At 57.5% G+C, this 20,541-nt stretch carries 25 protein-coding genes; 17 read left to right on the top strand and 8 right to left on the bottom strand.

Annotated features, from left to right (window positions below; genetic code table 11):
* Positions 1 to 24: 24 nt before the first annotated feature.
* Together LG294_RS01700 and LG294_RS01695 are read right to left on the bottom strand one after the other, a co-directional pair.
* Entirely contained in the window at positions 25 to 699 is a 675-nt protein-coding gene (locus LG294_RS01700) for a response regulator (RefSeq protein WP_404288924.1), read from the bottom strand.
* Positions 700 to 713: 14 nt separating this feature from the next.
* Positions 714 to 2,378, bottom strand: a complete 1,665-nt coding sequence (locus LG294_RS01695; protein WP_404288922.1) for an ATP-binding protein — start codon at positions 2,376 to 2,378, stop codon at positions 714 to 716.
* 169 nt (positions 2,379 to 2,547) lie between these two features.
* Between LG294_RS01695 and LG294_RS01690 the strand changes: the two genes are divergently transcribed.
* Positions 2,548 to 3,963 carry a CitMHS family transporter gene (locus LG294_RS01690; RefSeq protein WP_404288920.1) on the top strand — a complete coding sequence of 472 codons (1,416 nt, stop codon included), beginning with the start codon at positions 2,548 to 2,550 and terminating at the stop codon, positions 3,961 to 3,963.
* A gap of 310 nt (positions 3,964 to 4,273) precedes the next feature.
* Here LG294_RS01690 and LG294_RS01685 read toward each other — a convergent pair whose 3' ends face one another.
* Complete coding sequence (locus LG294_RS01685; RefSeq protein ID WP_404288919.1) at positions 4,274 to 4,879, bottom strand: TetR/AcrR family transcriptional regulator; 606 nt, start codon at positions 4,877 to 4,879, stop codon at positions 4,274 to 4,276.
* 148 nt (positions 4,880 to 5,027) lie between these two features.
* On the opposite strand from LG294_RS01685, the gene LG294_RS01680 reads away from it, so the two are divergent.
* From LG294_RS01680 to LG294_RS01665, 4 genes are all read left to right on the top strand, one after another.
* Positions 5,028 to 6,362, top strand: a complete 1,335-nt coding sequence (locus LG294_RS01680) for an NtaA/DmoA family FMN-dependent monooxygenase (protein WP_404288917.1) — start codon at positions 5,028 to 5,030, stop codon at positions 6,360 to 6,362.
* Positions 6,363 to 6,411: 49 nt separating this feature from the next.
* A complete protein-coding gene (locus LG294_RS01675; protein ID WP_404288915.1) occupies positions 6,412 to 7,899 on the top strand; it encodes a DHA2 family efflux MFS transporter permease subunit in 1,488 nt (495 codons plus the stop codon).
* A gap of 108 nt (positions 7,900 to 8,007) precedes the next feature.
* The gene (locus LG294_RS01670; RefSeq protein WP_404288913.1) at positions 8,008 to 8,256 is read left to right on the top strand and encodes a type II toxin-antitoxin system Phd/YefM family antitoxin; all 249 of its coding nucleotides are present in this window, start codon (positions 8,008 to 8,010) and stop codon (positions 8,254 to 8,256) included.
* A complete protein-coding gene (locus LG294_RS01665) occupies positions 8,253 to 8,519 on the top strand; it encodes a Txe/YoeB family addiction module toxin (protein ID WP_404288911.1) in 267 nt (88 codons plus the stop codon). The genes LG294_RS01670 and LG294_RS01665 overlap by 4 nt, the downstream gene beginning before the upstream one ends.
* 508 nt (positions 8,520 to 9,027) lie before the next feature.
* On the opposite strand, the gene LG294_RS01660 is transcribed toward LG294_RS01665, so the two are convergent.
* Together LG294_RS01660 and LG294_RS01655 are read right to left on the bottom strand one after the other, a co-directional pair.
* Positions 9,028 to 9,609: a VanZ family protein gene (locus LG294_RS01660; RefSeq protein WP_404288909.1), complete on the bottom strand. Its 582-nt coding sequence runs from the start codon at positions 9,607 to 9,609 to the stop codon at positions 9,028 to 9,030.
* Positions 9,610 to 9,625: 16 nt separating this feature from the next.
* Entirely contained in the window at positions 9,626 to 9,787 is a 162-nt protein-coding gene (locus LG294_RS01655; RefSeq protein WP_404288907.1) for a hypothetical protein, read from the bottom strand.
* 1,244 nt (positions 9,788 to 11,031) lie between these two features.
* Here LG294_RS01655 and LG294_RS01650 point away from each other — a divergent pair.
* From LG294_RS01650 to LG294_RS01640, 3 genes are all read left to right on the top strand, one after another.
* Positions 11,032 to 11,592: a hypothetical protein gene (locus LG294_RS01650; protein ID WP_404288905.1), complete on the top strand. Its 561-nt coding sequence runs from the start codon at positions 11,032 to 11,034 to the stop codon at positions 11,590 to 11,592.
* A 368-nt stretch (positions 11,593 to 11,960) separates the two neighbouring features.
* Complete coding sequence (locus LG294_RS01645) at positions 11,961 to 12,209, top strand: type II toxin-antitoxin system Phd/YefM family antitoxin (RefSeq protein WP_404288903.1); 249 nt, start codon at positions 11,961 to 11,963, stop codon at positions 12,207 to 12,209.
* A complete protein-coding gene (locus tag LG294_RS01640) occupies positions 12,206 to 12,472 on the top strand; it encodes a Txe/YoeB family addiction module toxin (RefSeq protein ID WP_404288901.1) in 267 nt (88 codons plus the stop codon). Before LG294_RS01645 ends, LG294_RS01640 begins: the two co-directional genes overlap by 4 nt.
* Before the next feature lie 331 nt (positions 12,473 to 12,803).
* On the opposite strand, the gene LG294_RS01635 is transcribed toward LG294_RS01640, so the two are convergent.
* Together LG294_RS01635 and LG294_RS01630 are read right to left on the bottom strand one after the other, a co-directional pair.
* Positions 12,804 to 13,151: a hypothetical protein gene (locus LG294_RS01635; protein ID WP_404288899.1), complete on the bottom strand. Its 348-nt coding sequence runs from the start codon at positions 13,149 to 13,151 to the stop codon at positions 12,804 to 12,806.
* Positions 13,152 to 13,369: 218 nt separating this feature from the next.
* Positions 13,370 to 13,912, bottom strand: coding sequence for an RNA polymerase sigma factor (locus LG294_RS01630; protein WP_404288897.1), 543 nt, complete (start codon positions 13,910 to 13,912; stop codon positions 13,370 to 13,372).
* 111 nt (positions 13,913 to 14,023) lie between these two features.
* On the opposite strand from LG294_RS01630, the gene LG294_RS01625 reads away from it, so the two are divergent.
* From LG294_RS01625 to LG294_RS01600, 6 genes are read left to right on the top strand one after another with little or no spacing between them, the layout of a single operon-like run.
* A complete protein-coding gene (locus LG294_RS01625) occupies positions 14,024 to 14,533 on the top strand; it encodes an Asp23/Gls24 family envelope stress response protein (protein ID WP_404288895.1) in 510 nt (169 codons plus the stop codon).
* Positions 14,534 to 14,570: 37 nt separating this feature from the next.
* Entirely contained in the window at positions 14,571 to 14,747 is a 177-nt protein-coding gene (locus LG294_RS01620) for a hypothetical protein (RefSeq protein ID WP_404288893.1), read from the top strand.
* A 5-nt stretch (positions 14,748 to 14,752) separates the two neighbouring features.
* Positions 14,753 to 15,124: an Asp23/Gls24 family envelope stress response protein gene (locus LG294_RS01615; protein WP_404288891.1), complete on the top strand. Its 372-nt coding sequence runs from the start codon at positions 14,753 to 14,755 to the stop codon at positions 15,122 to 15,124.
* The gene (locus tag LG294_RS01610) at positions 15,121 to 15,672 is read left to right on the top strand and encodes a DUF6286 domain-containing protein (RefSeq protein WP_404288889.1); all 552 of its coding nucleotides are present in this window, start codon (positions 15,121 to 15,123) and stop codon (positions 15,670 to 15,672) included. Before LG294_RS01615 ends, LG294_RS01610 begins: the two co-directional genes overlap by 4 nt.
* A gap of 2 nt (positions 15,673 to 15,674) precedes the next feature.
* A complete protein-coding gene (locus tag LG294_RS01605) occupies positions 15,675 to 16,262 on the top strand; it encodes a hypothetical protein (RefSeq protein ID WP_404288887.1) in 588 nt (195 codons plus the stop codon).
* A 33-nt stretch (positions 16,263 to 16,295) separates the two neighbouring features.
* Positions 16,296 to 16,484, top strand: a complete 189-nt coding sequence (locus LG294_RS01600) for a CsbD family protein (protein WP_404288885.1) — start codon at positions 16,296 to 16,298, stop codon at positions 16,482 to 16,484.
* A 386-nt stretch (positions 16,485 to 16,870) separates the two neighbouring features.
* Here LG294_RS01600 and LG294_RS01595 read toward each other — a convergent pair whose 3' ends face one another.
* The gene (locus LG294_RS01595; protein ID WP_404288883.1) at positions 16,871 to 17,425 is read right to left on the bottom strand and encodes a DinB family protein; all 555 of its coding nucleotides are present in this window, start codon (positions 17,423 to 17,425) and stop codon (positions 16,871 to 16,873) included.
* A 77-nt stretch (positions 17,426 to 17,502) separates the two neighbouring features.
* Between LG294_RS01595 and LG294_RS01590 the strand changes: the two genes are divergently transcribed.
* The 3 genes from LG294_RS01590 to LG294_RS01580 are packed head-to-tail and all read left to right on the top strand — an operon-like array spanning position 17,503 to position 20,535.
* Positions 17,503 to 18,402, top strand: a complete 900-nt coding sequence (locus tag LG294_RS01590) for a 3-methyladenine DNA glycosylase (protein ID WP_404288881.1) — start codon at positions 17,503 to 17,505, stop codon at positions 18,400 to 18,402.
* A gap of 33 nt (positions 18,403 to 18,435) precedes the next feature.
* A complete protein-coding gene (locus tag LG294_RS01585) occupies positions 18,436 to 18,891 on the top strand; it encodes a serine protease inhibitor (RefSeq protein WP_404288879.1) in 456 nt (151 codons plus the stop codon).
* 60 nt (positions 18,892 to 18,951) lie between these two features.
* On the top strand, positions 18,952 to 20,535 hold the full coding sequence (locus LG294_RS01580) for a cation:proton antiporter (protein WP_404288877.1): 1,584 nt from the start codon (positions 18,952 to 18,954) through the stop codon (positions 20,533 to 20,535).
* The last annotated feature ends 6 nt before the right edge of the window (positions 20,536 to 20,541 follow it).

Here is a 20,541-nt window from a genome sequence, read left to right as displayed (position 1 = left end):
GCCCGTTGCAGCCCCTTCCTGCGATTACCTCGCCAGGTAGCGGTGCTCCGGGCGTCCTCTGGTCCCATAGCCCAACTTCAGGTCGAGCATCTCACTGGCGACCAGCGACGCGAGGTAGCGTTGGGCAGTTGCCCGCGCGACGCCCACGGCTTCGGCGACCTCGGCCACGCTCAGCGGTTCGCTGGATGCCTTGACGCAGGCCATGACCGCTTGCTCGGTAGGTGCCGCGTTAGCGGCAGCTGGCGCATCATCGATCCCTTGCAAGGTCCGGTACAGCCGATCCACGCTTTGCTGGTCAAGGTCGGTTGCGGCCGCCAGCTGCCGGCGGTACCGAGCCCACCCCTTGAGCTTTGCCGCGAGCGTCTTGGCTCCGAAGGGCTTAATGATGAAAGCCAGGGCGCCTGCCTGAAGAGCCGCGGCAACATTGGCTGGTTCGGTGGCCGCCGAAATCATGATCGAGTCGACTTCGATTTCACGCAGCAATTCTATGCCGCTTACATGCGGCAGATAGAGATCCAACAGCACAAGATCCGGTTGCAGCGATGTGACAAGTTTGGGTACGGTCCGTGGATCTTGCACCGGCTCAAGAGCTTGGAATCCAGGTATCTCATTGACCATGTCGGCATGCAGCTGCCCGACTCGAAAGTCATCGTCAACGATCAGCACCCGATAGTCCCCCACTGCGGCACTCTGTGTCATTTTTGCTCCCTTGTTCATGAGTAGTTCCTCGGTTCGCTCAGTACCGCTGGCAACCGGGCGGCGATCACCGCCCCGCCGTGCTCACCGCCGGCATCGGCAATCCACACGTCACCGCTGCGCGAACGGGCCAACCGGCGAATCAGCGGCAACCCCACCCCGGAGCCGTGCCCCTCGCCGAGCGAGGATCCGGTGCTCACCCCCGGGGAGAAAATATCCTCTTCGGTGCTGATCCCTGAGCCCGAATCGGCAACCGCAAGATGCAAGGTGCTGCCCTCGGAGAGAAGATCCACCTCAACCCACGGGTCCGTGCTTCCGCACAGGCTCGCGGTGAAGGCGTTGTCCAACAGGTTGCCCAGCACCGCGGTGACGTCCTGGGCATCGCTGGCCGAGGCGATCTGCTCGTAAAGCATGGATTGCGGCGAGACACGCAGCTCGATGCCCAGCTCATGGGCGCGCACTCCCTTGGCCGAAAGGAATGCTGAAAGGTAGGCGTCTTTGACCAGTTCCAGGCCACCGACAGGTGCAATCACCGGGCCGGCGTCCATCACTTCGCGCAGATACTCTTCGGCCTGATCGGTTTTGCCCAAGGTAATCAACCCGAGGACCGCATGCATGCGATTGGCGAACTCATGGCGCTGGGCACGCAGCGCGTCGGCCATATCCTGCACGGCATCCAGTTTGGTGCCGAGCGCTTCGACGGTACTGACATCGCGGAGCAAGATGACCTGCCCCAGATCCACACCGTCACGCACCACATCCGAGACGCGGGCAACGATCGCATTTGAGTTGGCTTCCAGCCTGATAGGAGCCGGCTCGTGTTCTTTAATCGCCTTCACCAAACGCGGGTCGAGATCGGCCGACTCGTAATGGCGGCCGATGATGTCCGCCAGTTCGGTGCGGTGCGGCAGCCCGAGCAATTGGCGCGCTGCCTTATTGCGCACGGTCACCGTACCGTCCGGGCCCAGCCCGATCACCCCTTCGCTCACGCCATACAGCACCGCTTGCTGATCACGCACCAGTTGAGCTATTTCCGCCGGTTCCAGTCCCAGGGTCTGGCGTTTGAGCGTGCGTACGGTGAAGCGTCCGGCAAAGGTTGCCAGCAGCGCGGCAAGGACCGCGAACAGCACGATCCAGCCGAAGGAGGCAATCAGCGCACCGGTCAGCGACTCGGTGGCCACGCCTACAGACACCTCGCCGATAACCTGCCCGCCGTCGGCCCGGATCGGGACCTTGGCGCGCACCGATTCACCGAGGGTTCCATGCTCGCGGGCGACGTTTTCCACTCCACTTAATGCCACTGGGTCGGTGGAGACCAGCTTTCCCAGCTCGTCGGGGTTCGGGTGGCTCAGCCGCAGGCCGCGGTCTTCGGTGATCACCACAAAGGTCGCCCGGCTTCCCTCGCGCACGGCCTCAGCCAGCTCCTGCAGCCGTCCGCTGCGCAGCTCTTCGAGATCCAGCTCATCCTGCTCCGCGTAGACCGATGCCTCGCGCACCACTTCCGGCAAGGCGGCAACCGAACGCGCGATCCCAAGGGAGGTGTCTTCGCCCTGATCGAAGACCCTGTTGTAGCTCACCAGCAGGGTCGCTGTAGTCACCAGCGCGAAAAGCACACCGAGCACCACGAACTGCGGACGCATGATCCGTGAGGCAAAGTGCAAGGTGGCTGTGGAATACGGCATTTGTCCAGCATAAACCGTCTGTGATTTTAATGAGCAAAAAGATTGCAAAAACCTAAAGGGATCAGAAAATGAACAACCCCGCCTACGTGAGCGCCGCCACGTAGCTTAGATGAGTGCCCGCACCCCTGCTGGCATCATCACTTGCCACACACTTCAGGAGGTCCGCGCAATGCTAGTTGCTCTCGGATTCCTCATGATCCTCACCTTCATGGTGCTGATCATGACCAAAAAAATGACGCCGCTGTTGGCGCTCATCCTCGTTCCCACCATCTTCGGCCTGTTCACCGGCGCCGGCTTTGGCCTCGGCGACATGATCATGGACGCGATCAAATCGATGTCGGGCACCGCCGCCCTGCTCATGTTCGCCATCATGTACTTCGGCATCATGATCGACGTGGGCCTGTTCGACCGTCTGGTTTCGGGAATCCAGAAGCTCGTGGGCAACGACCCAGCGAAGGTCGTCATCGGCACCGCCCTGTTGACCGCCATCATCTCGCTGGATGGCGACGGCTCCACCACCTTCATCGTGGTCACCGCCGCCCTGCTGCCGATCTACCAGCGCCTGGGCATGAGCCCGGTCGTCTTGACCTGTGTGGCCGGCCTGACCAATGGCACGCTGAACATCGTGCCTTGGGGCGGACCGACCGCTCGCGCCGCTGCCGCCTTGGGCGTTGACGCGGCAGACATCTTCGTTCCGATGCTCCCATCCTTGGGTGTCGCGCTGATCGTGATCGCCATCTTCGCTTGGCAGCTTGGGCTCTCCGAGCGCCGCCGGCTGCAGAAGGATCGCCCCGAGCTGTGGGGCACCGGCTTCGGCGGCGGCAACCTGGGTGGCGGCAAGTCCAAGGACGGCACCTCGCCTTCGGGCTCCTCCGTGGCAGTCCTTGAATCCGTAGCCCGCAAGGGTGACGGTTCGGAGGCCGCGACCATGGATGGCACCGTACTCGATCCGGACCGCGAGACCTTGCGTCCGAAGATGTTCTACTTCAACCTCGCGCTCACCGTGGCCATCATGGTGCTGCTCATCGTCGACGTGCTGCCGCTGTCCTACCTGTTCATGGTCGGCACCGCCATCGCGCTGGTGGCCAACTTCCCGAAGGTCAACGACCAGGTGAAAATGATCGCCGCGCACTCCAGCGAAATTATCGCAGTGGTCTCCATGGTGCTCGGCGCCGCGGTACTCACCGGCGTGCTCTCCGGAACCGGCATGGTCGATGCGATGAGCCTCTGGCTGGTCAACATCATCCCGGACTCCCTGGGCCAGTACATGGCGGTGATCACCGGCTTGATTTCGATCCCTGCAACGTTCTTGATGAGCAACGACGCCTTCTACTTCGGCATTCTTCCGGTCCTCACCGAGGCCGGCGCGCACTTCGGTGTCCCAGCGGTGGATATGGCTCGCGCCTCCATCACCGGACAGCCAGTGCACATGCAATCTCCGCTCGTCCCGGCAATTCTCTTGCTGGTCTCGCTCTCTCGTGTGGATTTGGGCGATCACCACAAGAAGGTGCTGTGGCGTGCGGCCGTGGTCAGCCTGGTCATGCTCGCTTCGGGCGTGCTCTTCGGCGCAATCCACATGGGCTAAACCCCAAGGACCTATTGGTCCGTCGTCAGCTAAGCTCCGTGTTCCTCGGTATTTTCACCGAGGAACACGGAGCTTGGTGTTTAAGGAGCAGAAGAGAATCCGAACTTCGCGTTCACAGACTCAAGGCAAGCTATGTGCGGTAAAACACGGCGGCATGCCGCCATTCCCAGTAGTTGATTGGCGAAATATTCACGGCACTAATCCTCGCGCCTGACGCCAAAGAACAGCAGCCTTTCCGGATTCGCTCAGGAGGACATCAGCACCGTCGCGCGCTGCTCATGTCCCTCGTCAGAGCTTGCCACTTGGCTTCTCAATGCCCGGAATCGGCGCCGCTGGAGGTAGCCCATCCCGCCTTTGTGAGGTTAGTCAGCGTTTGGGCTGAGGTTTCGTCTGCCATGGCCGCGTCACGCACCCAGCTGATTGCCAACGCGGCGAGGAAGAGATCCCGTCCGCGCACTTCAGAACGCGCAGCTCCGTCTTTTTGGGCCGCAATCAGGAACTCGTCAGTCGTGGTGATGTACCCCTGGCAGGTGATGCCCAACGGGGAAAACTCTGTGCTGGTCGCAGCGCGGAGCGGTTCAGGCAACCCATCGAAGGCGCCCGCCCAGTCGATCAAGGCGATAAGCCATTGCTCAAGACGATCACCAGCGTCTCTCGTTTCCGAGCGGATGGCATCGCGCCGCACCTCGAGCTCTTCGTCGCGCGCAGTTAGCAGGGCTGCGAGCAGCGTCTCCCGATTGGGGAAATGGCGGTACAGGGTGCCCGCGCCCACTCCAGCCTTTTTGGCAATCGCATCGAGCGACCCTGAAACCCCATGCTCGGAAAAAAATTGCGCCGCGGTATCGAGGATGTGATCCCTGTTTCGCTGGGCGTCAGCCCGCGGGCTCCGGCCTTTCCCTGCAGCCGATGTGGACATGAATTTACCCTTACATTGACAAAACGGAGACTGTCTCCATATAGTTATTTCCTAAGAGGAGACTATCTCCTTTTGCCTCTCTTGTCATGTGCACGTTGCTCTGGTTCGGCACCCCCATCACCCTCGAATGCTGTTAAAGGATTCCTTCATGCCCGCTTCTTCCAATCATCAAATGGTCCTGGCACTACAGGTAGCCAATGGCTATGGGGCGCAACCCGGCGCCTGGCGCCAGCCCGGCACGGACCCCTCGGCTTATACCGATATGGACGTCTTCGACCGTTATGCTCAGGCGGCCGAACGCGGGAAGATCCAGTTGATCTTCCTGGCCGACACCCCCGCTCTCGATGTGGACCTCGAGCGAGAGGCTCCCCACCACGCCATCGATCCGCTCGTGGTCTTGACTTCAATGTCGCGGGCGACCAAACGCATCGGACTTGTCGCGACGAGTTCGACCACGCTCAACGAACCGTTTACCATCGCCCGCCAATTCAAAGCCCTCGATGTTGCCAGCCACGGCCGGGCCGGCTGGAACGCGGTGCCTACCTCGCACCCGGACGCCGCCGCCAACTACGGCATCACGTTGCCCTCACGCGAGCAGAAATACGAGCGCGCCCACGAGGTCATCCAGATCGTCCAGGCGCTCTGGGGAAGCTGGGGACGCGACGCCTGGCTGCGGGATGTAGAGCAGAAACGGTTCGCCGACATGTCCCAGATCCAGCCAGTGAATCTCCAAGGCCGCCACGTCGCTTCCGCAGGTCCCCTGGCGATTCCGCCCTCTGAACAGGGGCAGCCGGTGGTCTTTCAAGCCGGCGGCGGCGGAAACGGACTGGAGATAGCCGGCCGCTACGCAAACGGCGTGTATGCGAATCCATTCACCATCGAGGAAGGCCGCGCACACCGCAACGCCCTGCGTTCCGCAGCTGAACGGGCAGGCAGGAACCCTGACGAGGTGAAACTTTTCGCCGGATTCATGCCCAGCATCGCAGCATCCAGACGAGCAGCCCTTGACCGCCGGCAAAGCCTGGACGAATCGGTCGACCTCAATCAGCGAGTCCGGTATCTAGGCTCCATGCTCGGTCTGTCGCTTGCCCCCGCTCAGCTCGATGAGCCGCTGACCGCACAACAAAAATCTTCAGCCCGCGCCAATCCGGGCGACCCGCGGGCCCCGCATGCACTCGAACTGGCGCGGGAGGGATGGACCCTGCGTGACGTGCTGGCGCACGGCGTCATCGACTACCACCCTGTGGTTCCCGGCACGGCCGCCGAGGTTGCCGATCATATGCAGGAATGGTTCGAAGCCGGTGCATGCGACGGGTTCTCCCTTGCCATCGATGTGTACGCGGACGGGATCGATGCGTTCGTCGACGAAGTCATCCCGCTGCTGCAAGAACGAGGCCTGTTCCACGACGACTACGAAGGCACCACCCTGCGCGATCACCTCGGTGCCCCGGAGCAGTACGGCCAGGATCCGCGCCTGTCCTGATCCACCCCTCCAGCACCTTCACGCACCCACCATTAAAGAAAGCACAAATATGTCCACTTTGAACCAGTCCACGACGGCCCATCCGCCCAACAACCGCCAAGGAGATCGGCTCGCACCGGGAAGCGCCTTGGTGATCGGCCTGCTGATGGGGTCGACCTTCCTCGTACTCCTCAACGAAATGCTGCTGGGCGTCGCGCTGCCCACCCTGATCGCGGACCTGGAAATCACCCCCTCGACAGGGCAGTGGCTAACGACGGGCTACCTGCTGACGCTGGCAGTGCTGATCCCCGCGACCGGGTTCGTCATGCGCCGCTTCCACATGCGCACGATCTTCCTCACCGCTATGGCACTGTTCATCATCGGAACCGCCGTCGCGGCCGCTGCTCCTGGCTTCGGCATCCTGTTCACCGGTCGCATCATCCAAGCGGTGGGAACCGCCGTCTTCGTACCGCTGCTCATGACCACCGCAATGCGGCTGGTTCCTGAAGCACGCCGTGGCAGCGTCATGGCACTGGTCACCGCGGTGCCCGCGATTGCTCCTGCCCTCGGCCCAGGAATCTCCGGACTCGTACTTTCGTTCCTCCCGTGGCGGTGGCTGTTCATTCTCGTCCTGCCCATCGCCGTGATCGCGCTCATTCTGGGAGCCGTCAAACTCAAGAACATCACGACACCGGAACACGCGACTCTTGACGTTCTCTCGATCGTCCTATCCGCTCTCGGCTTCGGCGCCTTGATCTTCGGCCTGTCCGCAATCGGAGAGTCCGCCTCCGGCCACGCACCCATCTCACCCGCCATCCCCATCGCGGTCGGCGTCCTCGGCGTCGCCGCATTCGTCTTTCGTCAGGCCGTCCTCCGCCGGCGAAACCGCGACCCGTTCCTGGACATGCGCGTTTTCCAGTCGAAGTCGTTCGTCGTGCCACTGCTGGTCATGGTGTTCATCGCCCTGAACGCCTTCGGCATCGGCTTGGTCCTTCCGCTCATTCTTACCGGGGCGTTGGGAATGGGCACATTGGCCATCGGGCTCTTCCTCGTTCCGGGAGGCGCCGTGATCGCGATCGTCTCCGCAGCGGGTGGTCGGATCTACGACCGTTTCGGCCCAAGGCCACTGGTCATCCCCGGCGGAATTATCTGGGCCGCGAGCATCTGGTTCCTCAGCACACTCGATGAGAGCAACAGTGTCTGGTTGTACCTCGCCGCCTATCTTGTACTCTCTGCATCCCAGGCGATGATGTGGGCCCCGATAACCACCTTGGCCCTATCGTCCCTGCGCCCCGAGCTCTACCCGTACGGGAGCGCTGCATTCACCACCGCGCAGCAACTTGCCGGCGCCGCTGGCGGCGCGGTCCTCGTGGCCATGTACACGATCGGAGCAAACGCGGCACAGGCCGGAGCCCTGACCGTGTCGCAAACCGTCGCCGCAGGACAAACGGCGTTCACCACGGCCGGTGTCATTGCGATCTTGGCTGTGATCGGCACCTTGTTCCTCGGAAAGCGCCGCCAACCCGCCCCACTAACCGGCTCCACATCCGATAAATAACCGTAACGTCAACTATCGCCGAGATCATCGGATCACTCCCTCGCCCTAGCAGTACCGAGTGAGACCATCCATTCAGTGGTACCATATCTAGTACCACTAGGAGGCGGTATGGCAATCACTACTAGCGAAGCGCGTCGCGACCTGTTTGGTCTCATTGAACGAGTGAATCTTGATCACACCGAAGTGGAGATCATGTCCAAGCGAGGATCTGCGGTGCTCATGTCAAAAGATGAGTACGATTCTCTCGTTGAAACGAGCTACCTTCTGCGCTCACCTAAGAACGCGGTGCGCCTGCTCTCCGCTCTTGAAGCGGCACGTGATGGCCAAGCGGTAGAACGCGGACTTGTTGATCCGTGAGCGACAGACTACTTACCTGGACTGTCGAGGGCTGGGAAGATTACCTCTATTGGCAAACTCAAGACCGCAAGACTCTTAAGCGCATAAATACGCTCATCGAAGATGTGATGCGCGACGATCCGTTTGAAGGCATCGGCAAACCCGAACCGCTGAAGCATGCCCTAGCGGGCGTCTGGTCGCGCCGCATCGACGAAGCAAATCGGCTGGTCTATATCGCCGATGACCGCACCGTGACAATTCTGCAAGCTAGCTACCATTACTGACCTTCAGATCAGCGGTTGACGGGAGTTTTCGCAACCACTTTTACTCTGGCTGGATTTAGGCCGATAATCAGTATTATCGGCGCAAAATATTGCGAGTTTTTCTAGGTAAACAAACTGGTGACCCGGTAAGAATTTTTTGAAATCATGCAGGAAGAAGTGCCTCCAACATCCCGATACAGCGCCACGGTAGCTACGCGATAAATCTGTGATGCTACTTCGCCCCGCCTAACAGGTCTGCGACGCTACGATCAGGGGCGGGCTTCGCAGATACACGAAAGATGTCCAGGAAAAGCACTACCCTTCCGCGCTTCCCCAAGTTCGTTGATTCCCGGAATGCATTGAAAAACATCCGTGTTTTAGCAGAATCTGCACCGGCTTAGTATCAAACAAGTTCGTCCGCCAAAATGTACTCGAATCTCAGATACACAGTGGATGCAAGGCCCCGAAGGCATGTTTGCAAAAGATCCCCTGCCAGTTCAAAACGGCAGAGGATCTTTTGCGTATTTAGTTAGTTATTGGCCGAGTCGATTAGAGTCGGTACGCCAGCTTTCTTCGCTCCGGCGCGACGCAACAAAGCGTAGATTCCCCAGCCAAATATGGTTCCCAGGGCGTACATGATCACGTCAGTTGCGGTCAGTGCGCGTCCCCAGTTAGTGAGTAGCTGAGTAATCTCAATGAGCGCACCGAATCCGATGAGCACGCCGAAGGCGACTTTAGTTCTCATTGCTGTGAACCACAAGGTAAGAATCATTCCTGGAACGAAGAGAAGAGCATTGAGTGCAGACTCTCGTACAGCAACTAGATTCAGACCATACTGGTCAAACCATCCATCAAGAGGAACTAGTGAGAATCTCACTCTATCCTCCCCCTCAATTTGAATAGGGACACTTCCGCCGTCAGGAATGATGGTAATCATGACGACGCCGATGTACCAGCAGACTGAGACCCATAAACCAAGGGTTCCTCTAATATCTCGCTTGTTTGGCCGCTTTGAAAAACGGTTAACAAGGAGCATCGCAATCAATACGATGATACTGAAGAGGAAAAACCAGGGAACGAGCCAGCCAAAAGCCCGAATTGCGTTTGTCACGTGCTGCTTGCCTTATCTATGGGTAAACAATTTTTCCGCTGACAGTAACATATCCGCCGTCATCAACCTTCTGAATGCGCAAGCGGTACGACCCCTTAGCCATGTCGGTAAAGCTCTTTGAACCCGAGGACCCGCAATTCACCGTGAATTCACCCTTGTTGCGCCAAACAAGGCTCATGCGCTCAAGCCTAACGGTAGCCTTCATGCTTGCCTTCGAGCCAACACGTTTGTCGCAGCTATAGACCGATGCCGAAACTTTATGGTTTCCTTGGTGCTGGAATGCACTTCACGCGAGTTAATTCCATACTTCATTCGCGCTTCATAATTCATACTTGATGTCGCAGCTTGCGCCGGAGCGACCGGTATGAGCAAAGCAAAAAATATTACTAAAACAGTGGCGATAGTGGTTCGCCCGCTATGTTTAATTTTTTCGTGGCCTTGAGCGGTATTTCCCAAGCTACTTACCCTTCTCGAATGCGAGTGATCATGATAAACGGGTTAACACTATCAGTAGTTGGAATTAATAAATTGAAAACAGCTGCGCTACTAGGACTTACTTAAGAGTGGATGGACGAGAAATTACTCAAATTTATAATTAAATCAGTCGCGACTGATATGTGAGTCAACGCCAAAGGATTGCTAATCGACAAATCGAACCAGTCCTGTTTCGATCAAGATAATCCGGTATCCATCGACTGAAGAGTGGTTTGGATCGGCGAAAAAGCGTAAACCTGAGCGCTGGACCTAGTGGATTTCCCCAGAAGCACGGTTCTAATTCATGAGCAGAGGCGTTGCACGAGTTCACTCATTGCGCTTAGACCCATTGCTAATACTGATGTCCGATTAATGACGATTAGTCACGCGCTTGGTGGGATCTTTGGTGCTCAAAGACGTCTCGTCGGGGCAGGCGCTCCCGTTAGATAAACCGCGAATATTCAGTACTTTAAATTCTTGCAACTCGGCACCTTATTTCTCGGAAAGCGCCACCGACCCGCCCCATTGAACAGCTCCACATCCGATAAATAACCGTAACGTCAACTATCGCCGAGATCATCTGATCACTCCCTCGTCCTAGCGGTAGCACCAACTGGCCTCGCCGTGCACAACGGCGAGGCCAGCTGTTGTCGCACGCCACTCAGGCCACGAAGACCAACTGGCAAACCATTGCCGGTTGGACGAGGAAAATGACAGAATTCGCTGTTTTGGGATCTGTCTGGGAATTCCCGTTGGATAGATCATCGGGCGGTTCAACGAAGCCAAGGCCATTTCCAAGAGCGTTTCCGGCATTTGGAGCGCAATTCGAAGCGGCCAGTTCCTGGCACAGGTGGGGCCAGAAGCTGCTGAACCGATGAAGGCAGCTCTTGGACTCAACGTGGTTGTCGCGGCTTGGTTCGAGGTAGGTGCGCAAAGGTAGGGTGAAGTATGGTAGCAGAAGACATTAGGTTCCCATCGCTCGGCCAGTCAATTGGTGGCCACCTGACAACAGGGGCAGCAAAAGGCGCACTAGCCTTCGTATTCGCTTGGCTACTCACCTTGGTCTCCAAACCGGATGCCAGCCTTGGGCATTTGGCGGCTACCCTCGTCTTTTCCTACCTCATCGCAGAAATCGTGAGCGCTGTCATTGAGCGCCCGATCGTCATTCAGCGCAACCGAACTCAGCCAGGAGGACTTGCATATGTCCTCCTGCCATTCTCAGCTTCCTTGCTAATTACCTTTGTTGCGACCTTCGGAATCACCAAAGACATGGTTCCTGCAAAATTAATCACCGCCATTGTCGCAGTGCTTAATGCGGTAAAAATAATCCTCACAAAGAGCTGGGTTCCCGGCCCGACTCCTGAGAAAGATCAGGAGATGTTCAATGAGTTTAAAACTATGTCAAAAGAGCACTTCGCTGAGGATGTAGAACGAATTAAAAATCAGGCTAGGGAGAGCACAAAAAAGAAATACTACGCAAAGAAAGAACGTAAGGAAAATACGGAATAGTATCAATAAATTCACACGAAGCTGAAGCGTAGGCATGCATTGACTGATATTTTCACCTAACGCGCACGCTTCGACTCGTGCGCCAGGCTTTCCCAGTAGGAGCCTGGCCACCAATTGGTCAAGATCGGATGCAAGCCTGGTGCCAACAACCAAAGAACGGGGATTGTGGGAACTACCAAGTACAGGGAACTGCGGCCAAGCTTTTGAATTCAAGATTATAGTAGGTCCGAAAAGTCCTCCTGCTATGGATACCCAGGCACGCTAAGCACGTTGGACAAAAACTAGAAGGTTTGAACGCGTCTGGCAATCGGCAACCGAGCGGAACCATCCATTCAGTGGTACCACGTCTAGTACCGCTAGGAGGCGGTATGGCAATCGCAACCAGCAAAGCGCGTCGTGACCTGTTTGGCCTCATTGAGCGAGTGAATCTTGATCACACCGAAGTGGAGATCATGTCCAAGTGTGGATCTGCGGTGCTCATGTCGAAAGATAAGTACGATTCACTCGTTGAAACGAGCTACCTTCTGCGCTCACCTAGGAATGCGACGCGCCTGCTCTCTGCTCTCGAAGCGGTACGTGATGGCCAGGCAGTGGAGCGCGGACTTGTTGATCTGTGAGCGACAGATTACTTATCTGGCCTGCCGCGGGCTGGGAAGATTACCACTATTGGCAAACTCAAGACTGCGAGACCCCTAAGCGCATCAGTACGCTCATCGAATATGTGCTGCTCGATGATCCGTTTGAATGCACCGGCAAACCCGAACCGCTGAAGCATGCCCTAGCGGGCGTCTGGTCGCGCCGCATCGACGAAGCAAATCGGCTGGTCTATATCGCCGATGACCGCACCGTGACAATTCTGCAAGCTAGCTACCATTACTGACCTTCAGATCAGCGGTTGAAAGGAGTTTTCGCAACCACTTTTACTCTGGCTGGCTTTAGGCCAATAACATAGATTATATCCAGCCGTAAAAAGACTTTATGCGTTCTCTCCGCACATTGTGAGGTTTGGGCAAAGGCTTGTGCCCTCTTGCCCGGGAAATAGTATGGTGAATAGCTGGCGGCACTTGTGCTGGGAGTCGCTGCAGCTGTGTTGGACGGTTGGTTTAGCTCCGCGATCTTCGGCGTCAGTGTAGATAAATTCTGGTAACCGTCCACTTGGTTGCTGGCCCTCGCAGTCCCCCTGCTCGTACTAACTCGCTTGGCGCTTGGCTCTAATCGCCGATTTGGGAGTAGCCGAGGACTTGTCCGTGGATGTCCTCAACCGTGATCTCCACCGTTAAGTGTTCGACGAGCAGCTCGGTCCCTAGTCCGGTCTGCACATATTCCAGAATTTCCTGTTCGATCTGCTGGACGGTAGCTTCGGTGAGCATGCTAACGGTGCACCGAACCAGCCAGTCAACGTGGGGTATTTTCGCATCCGTGGTTTTGACCTCAGTGTAGTTCAATTGCGCATTTAGGGAACGGGCGAATTGCTTTCTGATCCGGCCGATGAGTTCACTCGTGGAGATGCGCGTGACCGCTCCCGTTTCTCTCGAGGCAGCATCCCACATTCGCTGCATAGGCCGCAGCTTGGAAATCCTGCTGAGGACATTGCGCGCCACTTCAGAGGTCTCAGCTGGAGGATTCTCACCCCTGATCTGCTCCAAGATACTGCTCGTCTGGTCTTTGAGTCGGCGGCGTTCTTGATGACACCATCTGCATTCAATCTCATGCAGGTCTGGTGCATCATCGAGCTTGTGGAGTAAGTGGTCAGTGGTACGTCCGCAGGGGAGAATTTTCATGACACCGCCTCAATGATTGCTTTGCGGGCCCGGGCGACCCGGCCGCGAATAGTGGATTCTGACGTGTTGGCGATATTGGCTGCCTGCTCATATGTCAGCTCCTCGAGGCTAACCAGGACAAAGGCCTGCCTCAAGGTCGAGGGGAGCTTGGACACAATTTCCCAGGCCCTTTCAACCTCGCTTCGCTGTACAGCCAGATACTCCGGCGCAAGGTGCTCAGGAGTTGGATTCTCGGCGAATTCCTCGGTATCGAAAGCCTGGATTCGGCTTTGGGGGGAACGGACCATGTCCAAGCAAGCATGCCTCGCCATCCTATACAGCCAGGTTTTGAATGCACCGTTTTGCTTGAGCGCGTGCATGCTCTTCCAAGCTTTGATCCATACCTCCTGAACCGCGTCGTCCGTGTCCTGCCAATTCTCGAAAAAGGAGCGGCAGTACCTTCTGAGTCCCGGAGTCAGCTCGGCAACCAGCACGCCGAAGGCCTGCTGGTCACCTTCTCGGGATTGGCCGACGATGACCAATAGCTCTAATGCGTCCACACAACCCCCCTAGTGTGACTTAGATCACTTAAATTATGTGTGAGGATATAAGTACGGACCTCGTCTGTATGAGTGTAAGCGAAAATTTTCCTCGATATAGGAGCGAAGAACATGGCACAGCCACAGTCGAACGACCAGATCATCAAGCCAACCGGCGAGGAACTGGCACACAAGGCCAAGCGTCAAGAAAACCAAAATGCCCACGAAGATCAGCTCACTGGTCCGCTTCACACCGAGCTGGGCAAAACAACCATCGAAGACCGCGTAGTTCAGAAAATTGCCAGCATCGCAGCTCGCGAAGTGCCAGGTGTTTACGCGATGGGCAATGCAGCCCGGCGCACTTTCAACTCGCTGGCAGAACGCATCCCGGGAGCCTCGGCAAACACCTCCGGCGGAGTGAGCGTGGAAAAGGGCGAACAGCAGACTGCGATCGACGTTTCCATCGTCGTCTCCTACGGCTACTCCATTGTCGAGGTGTCTAGCGATATTCGCTCGAACATCGTCTCCCAGGTGGAGCGCGCTACCGGGTTGCAGGTCATTGAGGTGAACATCGATGTCACCGACGTTCACCTGCCAGAGGACGATGACGACGACGTCGAACCCCGCGAAGACTTAAAGTAGTCCAAACCACAGTCGGTGACCAACGAAAGGAACACCCATGAATCAGCTCAGGTGGGGACTGGCCATAGGGCTAGTGGCCGGACTGCTCATCGCATTCGGCTCATTCACCCAATTCATAGTCGTAGCATTCTTCGTGATCATCGGCGGTGCGGTCGGCTGGTTCCTGCAGACCCGCGTCGACTGGGAGCGTGTGTTCATTAGCCGTCGGAGGTGAACCTGATGACCGCTGAAAAAATGTCTCACGGGACAACAACCGTGGACGCCCAGGTCTACGCGAAGATTGCCGCTAAAGCCGCCTCCAAGATCCCGGGGGTCGGGTCAAGCTCTGGAGGGCTACTGCACCTTGGTAAGCCCCGACGAATCGAGGGAATGCCCCACGCTACGACTGAAGTGCTGGGGAACACCGTAGCAGTGGATCTAAAGGTAGGGATCCGCTATCCACTGAATCTGCGGCAAACCTGTGATGCGATACGCCAACAAGTGATTGATGAGCTCATAGAGTATCTGGGGGTCTCTTCAGTCCAAGTTGATATCGATATTGCATGGCTGCAAGCACAATCGCTCACGTCCAAGGAGAGGTTCTTACAATGAGAAGGTTTTGGCATGTCCGCAGTGCCCGAACTGCAGCCTTGTTGATCGCTGCTCTCGTGGTGCTTGGCATCTCGGCGACTTTTCTGGTGGTGTCCCTGATCCGATTGGCCAGTGGCACGTGGCCTAGCTGGGCCGCAGGCCTTCTGAATTCAGTTAAAGACGCCGCCTGGGCTGACACCGCAGTGCTGGGTGGCGCGATTGGCGTGGCAATCCTAGGTCTCTTCCTCTTGATTGCCGCATTGATCCCGGGTAAGCGCAGGACAGCGTTGCTGAACTGGGATTCGACAGACACGCTCGAAGAATGGGTGATCGAGAACCGCGGACTTGCCCATCTCGCACGGCATGAAGCGCAACGCACTGATGGAGTGGATAGTGCCTCGCCAGTGCTCCGTGGCAAAAAGATGCAAATCAGCGTCTCCACACCGGTGCATGAAGCAAGTGTTATTTCAAAGTCAGTACAGAAGAACGTCCAGGATGCTTTGGTCTCTATCCCGCTAGTGCAGGGCATCAGCGTCAGCACCAAAACCAACACTCGAGGAGGGCAGTAGATTTGTGGAAACCAAATGGTCTCCGGCAACGAACCGTCCTTGCACTACTCGGCCTTCTGCTGCTTGCCGGCGGCGGCGCGGTTGCCTGGACGAGCTGGGCTGCAAACACCTCAAACGGACTGCTTCAGCCCCGGTTGCGTGATTCCCTTCCTGTTCAAATGCCAGAGCTGGCCATGTATGCGGCCGCGATATTTGCGCTGATCTCAGTTCTGGCCGTGTTGGTCATTTTGTCGACTCTTCCGCAAAAGCCGGGCAAGCGTACTTTCATCTACCGGTCCGACACTGGCAACGGTGTGAGTCGCATTGATTCAGGAACCATATCCCACGCAGCCCAAGATGCGGCCGAAAAGTCCCCGGAGATTAGCAGCGCAGAGATCCGCATCAGCGGAAGCGCTCAAAACCCGGTGCTCTATGCCCGATACACCTTGCGCGTCGAAGCCCTGCCGTTGGATGGAATGAACCTGATTCGAGAGATCCTGATCCCGCAGATGGAACAAGCACTCGGGACTCAGTTCGCGCAAAAGCACGTCAGCATTGATTTTCGGCCAAAGAAATCAGGGCCTACCAACAAGACGACCCTGACCGCATAATTTCTCACAATCGCCCAATCGAAAGGAACCATCATGGCTCTCGGAGACAAGATCAAGAACAAAGCTCAGGAAGTATCAGGCAAGGCCAAAGAGAACATTGGCGAAGCCACGAATAATAAAGACCTACAGGCCGAAGGGCTCAAAGATCAGGCAGCATCCAAGGCCAAGCAGTTCACGGAGCATGTAAAAGACGCCGCCAAGGACGTCAAAAAGCAGCTATAACCCTCTTGCACTGTTCCCGCAGATCTAGCTCTCCTAAGCGGATAACGCTTCGTTTTTCATTGCTTGGAGAGATGAAAAGCCTTTGCAGCTCCAGTGGGGGCTGCAAAGGCTTTTCTGTGTATCACGGGCACTTCGTGTCCACTTGGGGGTGAGAACCCGCCTAGGCAGGTCGCTCTTTTAGTTTTGCCTTGGGTAATGAAACCAAATACCGTTTCGGTTCACCCTTGCATTAGCAACAAATCCGGCTGACTGGAAAGTAAAGCAGTGATGAATTATCGCCAATGACACTGCCCAACCGTCACACCAATGAGCAACGCCGATTCGGCGCTGTCCCCTTTTCCTTCAAACTATCTCGCCATTCAAGCTTGCTTAGCCGAAACCTAAAATCACGCGTACCAAGGTGGACGGTATTCAAAGGGTGGGTCCTCGCCCACTCGGCCGTCGATCGCCTCGCGCAGCAGGTCGGCATGCCCGGCATGCCGACCGTATTCCTCGATCACATCGCAGATTAGCCTTCGTACGCTCGCGTGCTTTCCCTCGTATTCCAAGGCTGAGGGCGCATCGAGTCCACCCGCGGCAACTACCTGAGCCTGAACCTCCCTGCTCTTTAACACTGCCTTGTCGTAGCGCGCATAAAGCGCTTCCGGGTTCTCTTCGGGATTCACCGCGAACTGGTCGCGCCCCTCGGCGGTGAGCTCGAGCAAGATCTCCGGGCGTCCGCGGGCGATCAGGTAGGTAAATTTTTCATCTTCGACCGCCGCCAGATGCTGCAGCAGTCCACCGATGCTTAGCTCGCTGCTGGGCAGCTTCGCCGCCAGCTGCTCGATGTCCAGGCCGTCAGCCTTGTATCTGAAGGTGGTGCGCAACCGGTCGAGCATGCCGAGCAGGTGCGCTTCCTCGGTGCCGTCCATTGGCGGTTCCCAGGGAGGGAAGTTTTCCATGGTGTACTCCTGTGCAGGATGTGTGAGTTGGCGTACCAAACTGGTTTCACCGGCCCATGAATTGAATAATTAGAAGTATGCCCCTAACCGCCACAGCTTTGGAAGCCCCTCACTGGACGCAACGTGCCGCCGCGCATGAGGTTCGCGCCCGGGCTTTTGGCGAACCATTTGTGCAGCGCAGGATGACCGGGGCCAAACATCCCATCGAGGATTTCCTTTTCACCTACTACACGCAGAAACCTGGACAGCTCTACCGCTGGCACCCGGGTGTTGGCGTGGTGCTGCTCGGCGAGCAGGCCCAAGAACGTGCAGATTGGAAGTTCTACCGCAGCGTGGAAACCCCGGCAGGGCCGGGCGTAGAACTCGATATTGAAAAGTTTTCTGAGTCACGGGCCCGGGTCATCGAATTCGCCCGCATCTTGCTGCGTAATACGGCACAGCAGCCGGCCAACTTCTCCTGCTTCGGCTTGCACGAATGGGCGATGGTCTACAAGTCCGAGGACAACGGGATACGCCACGAATATTTGCCGCTTCGTCTCGGCGCCACGGGCACGGACGAGGTCGTAGAAAACCACAAGATCCGTTGCACGCATTTTGATGCCTTTCGTTTTTACACTCCGGAGGCGGTGCCGCTCAACGAGTTGCAGCCAACCCGTGAATCACAGCGCGACCTTGAACAGCCCGGCTGCCTGCATGGAAATATGGACCTGTATAAATGGGCGTATAAGTTGAGCCCGGCGATTCCCAGCGATCTGGTCATGGACTGCTTCGAACTGGCCTGGGATATCCGCACCATGGACATGCAAGCTTCCCCCTACGACCTTGGGGATTGGGGCCAGGAGCCGATCCGAATCGAGACTCCCGAAGGCAAGGCGCAATATGTGCGACTGCAAAAGGAGTTCGCTCAGCGTGCGGAGACGCTGCGGTTGAAACTATTGCAGGTGGTACTCAGCCTGCCAATTGCCTCGGAACGCTAGCATGTTGGGCTAGAAGAGAAGCACAATTGATTCATGGGACGACTGAAGCATCAGAAGGTGCACACGGGACTGGCTTTCGTAGCTCCGCTACTGGCCGGACTCCTGCTTGCTGGTTGCGCCAGTTCGGCTCCCACCGCGGGCACCTCCCCGGTTGGCGCTGGCGCTGATCTCAAAATCAGCATCAGCTTCGAAGGGAAGTCCGTCGATAGCGAATATCATCTTTCTTGCAGCGGAAGCCAAGCGACGGGTTCAAGTACGCTACCCGAGTCGAACGCCGCTTGTGCGTTATTGGCCGAAAACCCCGAAACGCTCACTCCGCAGCGCTCACCACAACAAGTTTGCACCGAAATTTATGGTGGTCCGGCAACTGCAACGGTCAGCGGAAAATTTCGTGGGCAACAGGTCGATACGACCTTTGACCGTCATAATGGTTGTGCAATTAGCGAATGGGATGCGTTGGCACCACTACTGGGCGAGGGCATGAAATAACTCGTTAGATCCCCTCTAGATGCCAGTGCGGATAGCTCCAGCGACTAGAATAGGAAGACTATGGAGTTCTTCCTGCTGATCATCGCGCTGTTATTCGCCACTATCTTGATTGTCGGGCTGGGTGAGCGAATCAAGCTCCCCTATCCAATCTTGATGCTGATCCTTGCCACACTGGCCGGCTTCCTGCCGTTCATGCCTGAACTGCATATCGATCCAGCGCTGATCCTCCCTATCTTCCTGCCGCCGTTGCTCTTTGCGACCGCTCAACGCAGCTCCTGGTCGGTGTTCCGGCTGCGCTGGAAAGCACTGATCCGCCTTGCGGTGATACTGATCGTAGTGACCGCCGGCGCAGTGGCGGCGACCTCGCTGGCCTTCGCACCGTTGTTATCGGTTCCTCTGGCGATTGCCCTCGGCGCCATCGTCGCTCCGCCGGACCCGGTAGCGGTCGATGCGATTGCGACGAAGGTGAAGATGCCGCGCCGGCTCACCTCCCTACTGGAGACCGAGGGGCTGTTTAATGACGCGATGGCCATCGTTCTCTTCCAGCTTGCGGTCACCGCCACGTTGAACGGCACCGAGGTCGGCTTGGACCTCATTCCGAAATTCTTGATCGGTGCGGGCGTGGCCATCGTCGTGGGCATCGCCATGGCGTGGATTGTTGGTTGGCTGAACCGTTTCGTGCCTAATTTGGCCGCGCGTTGCGCGGCAACCTTGGTGGCACCCTATGCCGTCTACATGCTGGCCGAGGAAGTCCATGCCTCTGGCGTGGTCGCGGTAGTGGTGCTGGCCTTGGAGCTGGGACGTCGCGACCGTCCGCAGGACTCGCAAGAACGCTTGACCCGGCACGCCTTCTGGGAAGTGCTCGAAATGCTGGCCACCGGCCTGGCCTTTGGCCTCATGGGTCTGGAGATGAACTCGGTCATCCAGGAAGAGGGCAGCAACCTGCTCGGTTTCATTCCCGGCATCCTTGCAATCTGTGCCGTAGTGATCCTGGTTCGAACGTTCTGGATGTTCGGCACCTACTATCTTCCAAGCGCCCGGCGCGGGATGGAAAAGGTATCTGCAGCCAAGGATTCGCTGGTGCTCACCTGGTGCGGCATGCGCGGTCTTGCCACCCTTGCGCTCGCCTTGGCCCTGCCGAAGTTCACGGCCGAAGGCGATCCCATCGAGGGAAGAAACTTCGTGGTGGTCGCCGCGTGCTCCGTCCTGCTCGCCACCTTGGTGGTCCCGGGGCTGACCCTGCCAATGCTGATGCGAGCGCTCAAGCTGCGCGGCAACGACCAGGCCACCAAAAAAGCCCGTCGCGCGCTCGCTCGCCGAGCCGAAGAAGTGGCGGTGCAGACTCTGAAGAAAAATCTCGAGCTGCAGCAGCTGCCGGAGAACTATCGTCATGTGGTCACCCGCCGCATGCACGACCTGCACAACATCTTGTTGACCGATCCGGATACGCATGACGCGATCACCGATGAGAAGTACACCCAGCTGCGTGCGGTGATCACCAAGGCAGATGCGATTCAGTCCACGGCGCTGGCGGCGGCCCGCGACGAGTTGCTGCGAGCCAGACGCGAGCCCGGGGTTGACCCGCATATGGTTGATGAAATTATGCAGCGCCTGGATATGCGAACCGCGACCCTGGACCGCTAGCACGCA

Origin of the sequence: Glutamicibacter arilaitensis, from assembly GCF_044793945.1 — a bacterium.
Classification (GTDB): Bacteria; Actinomycetota; Actinomycetes; order Actinomycetales; family Micrococcaceae; genus Glutamicibacter; species Glutamicibacter arilaitensis_B.
The sequence above is the reverse complement of the archived record's forward strand: the minus strand, read 5'-3'. Positions and strand labels throughout refer to the sequence as shown.

Excerpts from the sequence above, each read along its gene's own strand:
- LG294_RS01700 (WP_404288924.1), bottom strand. The coding sequence starts at position 699 with ATGACACAGAGTGCCGCAGTGGGGGACTATCGGGTGCTGATCGTTGAC.
- LG294_RS01695 (WP_404288922.1), bottom strand. The coding sequence starts at position 2,378 with ATGCCGTATTCCACAGCCACCTTGCACTTTGCCTCACGGATCATGCGT.
- LG294_RS01690 (WP_404288920.1), top strand. The coding sequence starts at position 2,548 with ATGCTAGTTGCTCTCGGATTCCTCATGATCCTCACCTTCATGGTGCTG.
- LG294_RS01685 (WP_404288919.1), bottom strand. The coding sequence starts at position 4,879 with ATGTCCACATCGGCTGCAGGGAAAGGCCGGAGCCCGCGGGCTGACGCC.
- LG294_RS01680 (WP_404288917.1), top strand. The coding sequence starts at position 5,028 with ATGCCCGCTTCTTCCAATCATCAAATGGTCCTGGCACTACAGGTAGCC.
- LG294_RS01675 (WP_404288915.1), top strand. The coding sequence starts at position 6,412 with ATGTCCACTTTGAACCAGTCCACGACGGCCCATCCGCCCAACAACCGC.
- LG294_RS01670 (WP_404288913.1), top strand. The coding sequence starts at position 8,008 with ATGGCAATCACTACTAGCGAAGCGCGTCGCGACCTGTTTGGTCTCATT.
- LG294_RS01655 (WP_404288907.1), bottom strand. The coding sequence starts at position 9,787 with ATGAGCCTTGTTTGGCGCAACAAGGGTGAATTCACGGTGAATTGCGGG.
- LG294_RS01650 (WP_404288905.1), top strand. The coding sequence starts at position 11,032 with ATGGTAGCAGAAGACATTAGGTTCCCATCGCTCGGCCAGTCAATTGGT.
- LG294_RS01645 (WP_404288903.1), top strand. The coding sequence starts at position 11,961 with ATGGCAATCGCAACCAGCAAAGCGCGTCGTGACCTGTTTGGCCTCATT.
- LG294_RS01635 (WP_404288899.1), bottom strand. The coding sequence starts at position 13,151 with ATGCAGCGAATGTGGGATGCTGCCTCGAGAGAAACGGGAGCGGTCACG.
- LG294_RS01625 (WP_404288895.1), top strand. The coding sequence starts at position 14,024 with ATGGCACAGCCACAGTCGAACGACCAGATCATCAAGCCAACCGGCGAG.
- LG294_RS01620 (WP_404288893.1), top strand. The coding sequence starts at position 14,571 with ATGAATCAGCTCAGGTGGGGACTGGCCATAGGGCTAGTGGCCGGACTG.
- LG294_RS01615 (WP_404288891.1), top strand. The coding sequence starts at position 14,753 with ATGACCGCTGAAAAAATGTCTCACGGGACAACAACCGTGGACGCCCAG.
- LG294_RS01610 (WP_404288889.1), top strand. The coding sequence starts at position 15,121 with ATGAGAAGGTTTTGGCATGTCCGCAGTGCCCGAACTGCAGCCTTGTTG.
- LG294_RS01600 (WP_404288885.1), top strand. The coding sequence starts at position 16,296 with ATGGCTCTCGGAGACAAGATCAAGAACAAAGCTCAGGAAGTATCAGGC.
- LG294_RS01595 (WP_404288883.1), bottom strand. The coding sequence starts at position 17,425 with ATGGAAAACTTCCCTCCCTGGGAACCGCCAATGGACGGCACCGAGGAA.
- LG294_RS01590 (WP_404288881.1), top strand. The coding sequence starts at position 17,503 with ATGCCCCTAACCGCCACAGCTTTGGAAGCCCCTCACTGGACGCAACGT.
- LG294_RS01585 (WP_404288879.1), top strand. The coding sequence starts at position 18,436 with ATGGGACGACTGAAGCATCAGAAGGTGCACACGGGACTGGCTTTCGTA.
- LG294_RS01580 (WP_404288877.1), top strand. The coding sequence starts at position 18,952 with ATGGAGTTCTTCCTGCTGATCATCGCGCTGTTATTCGCCACTATCTTG.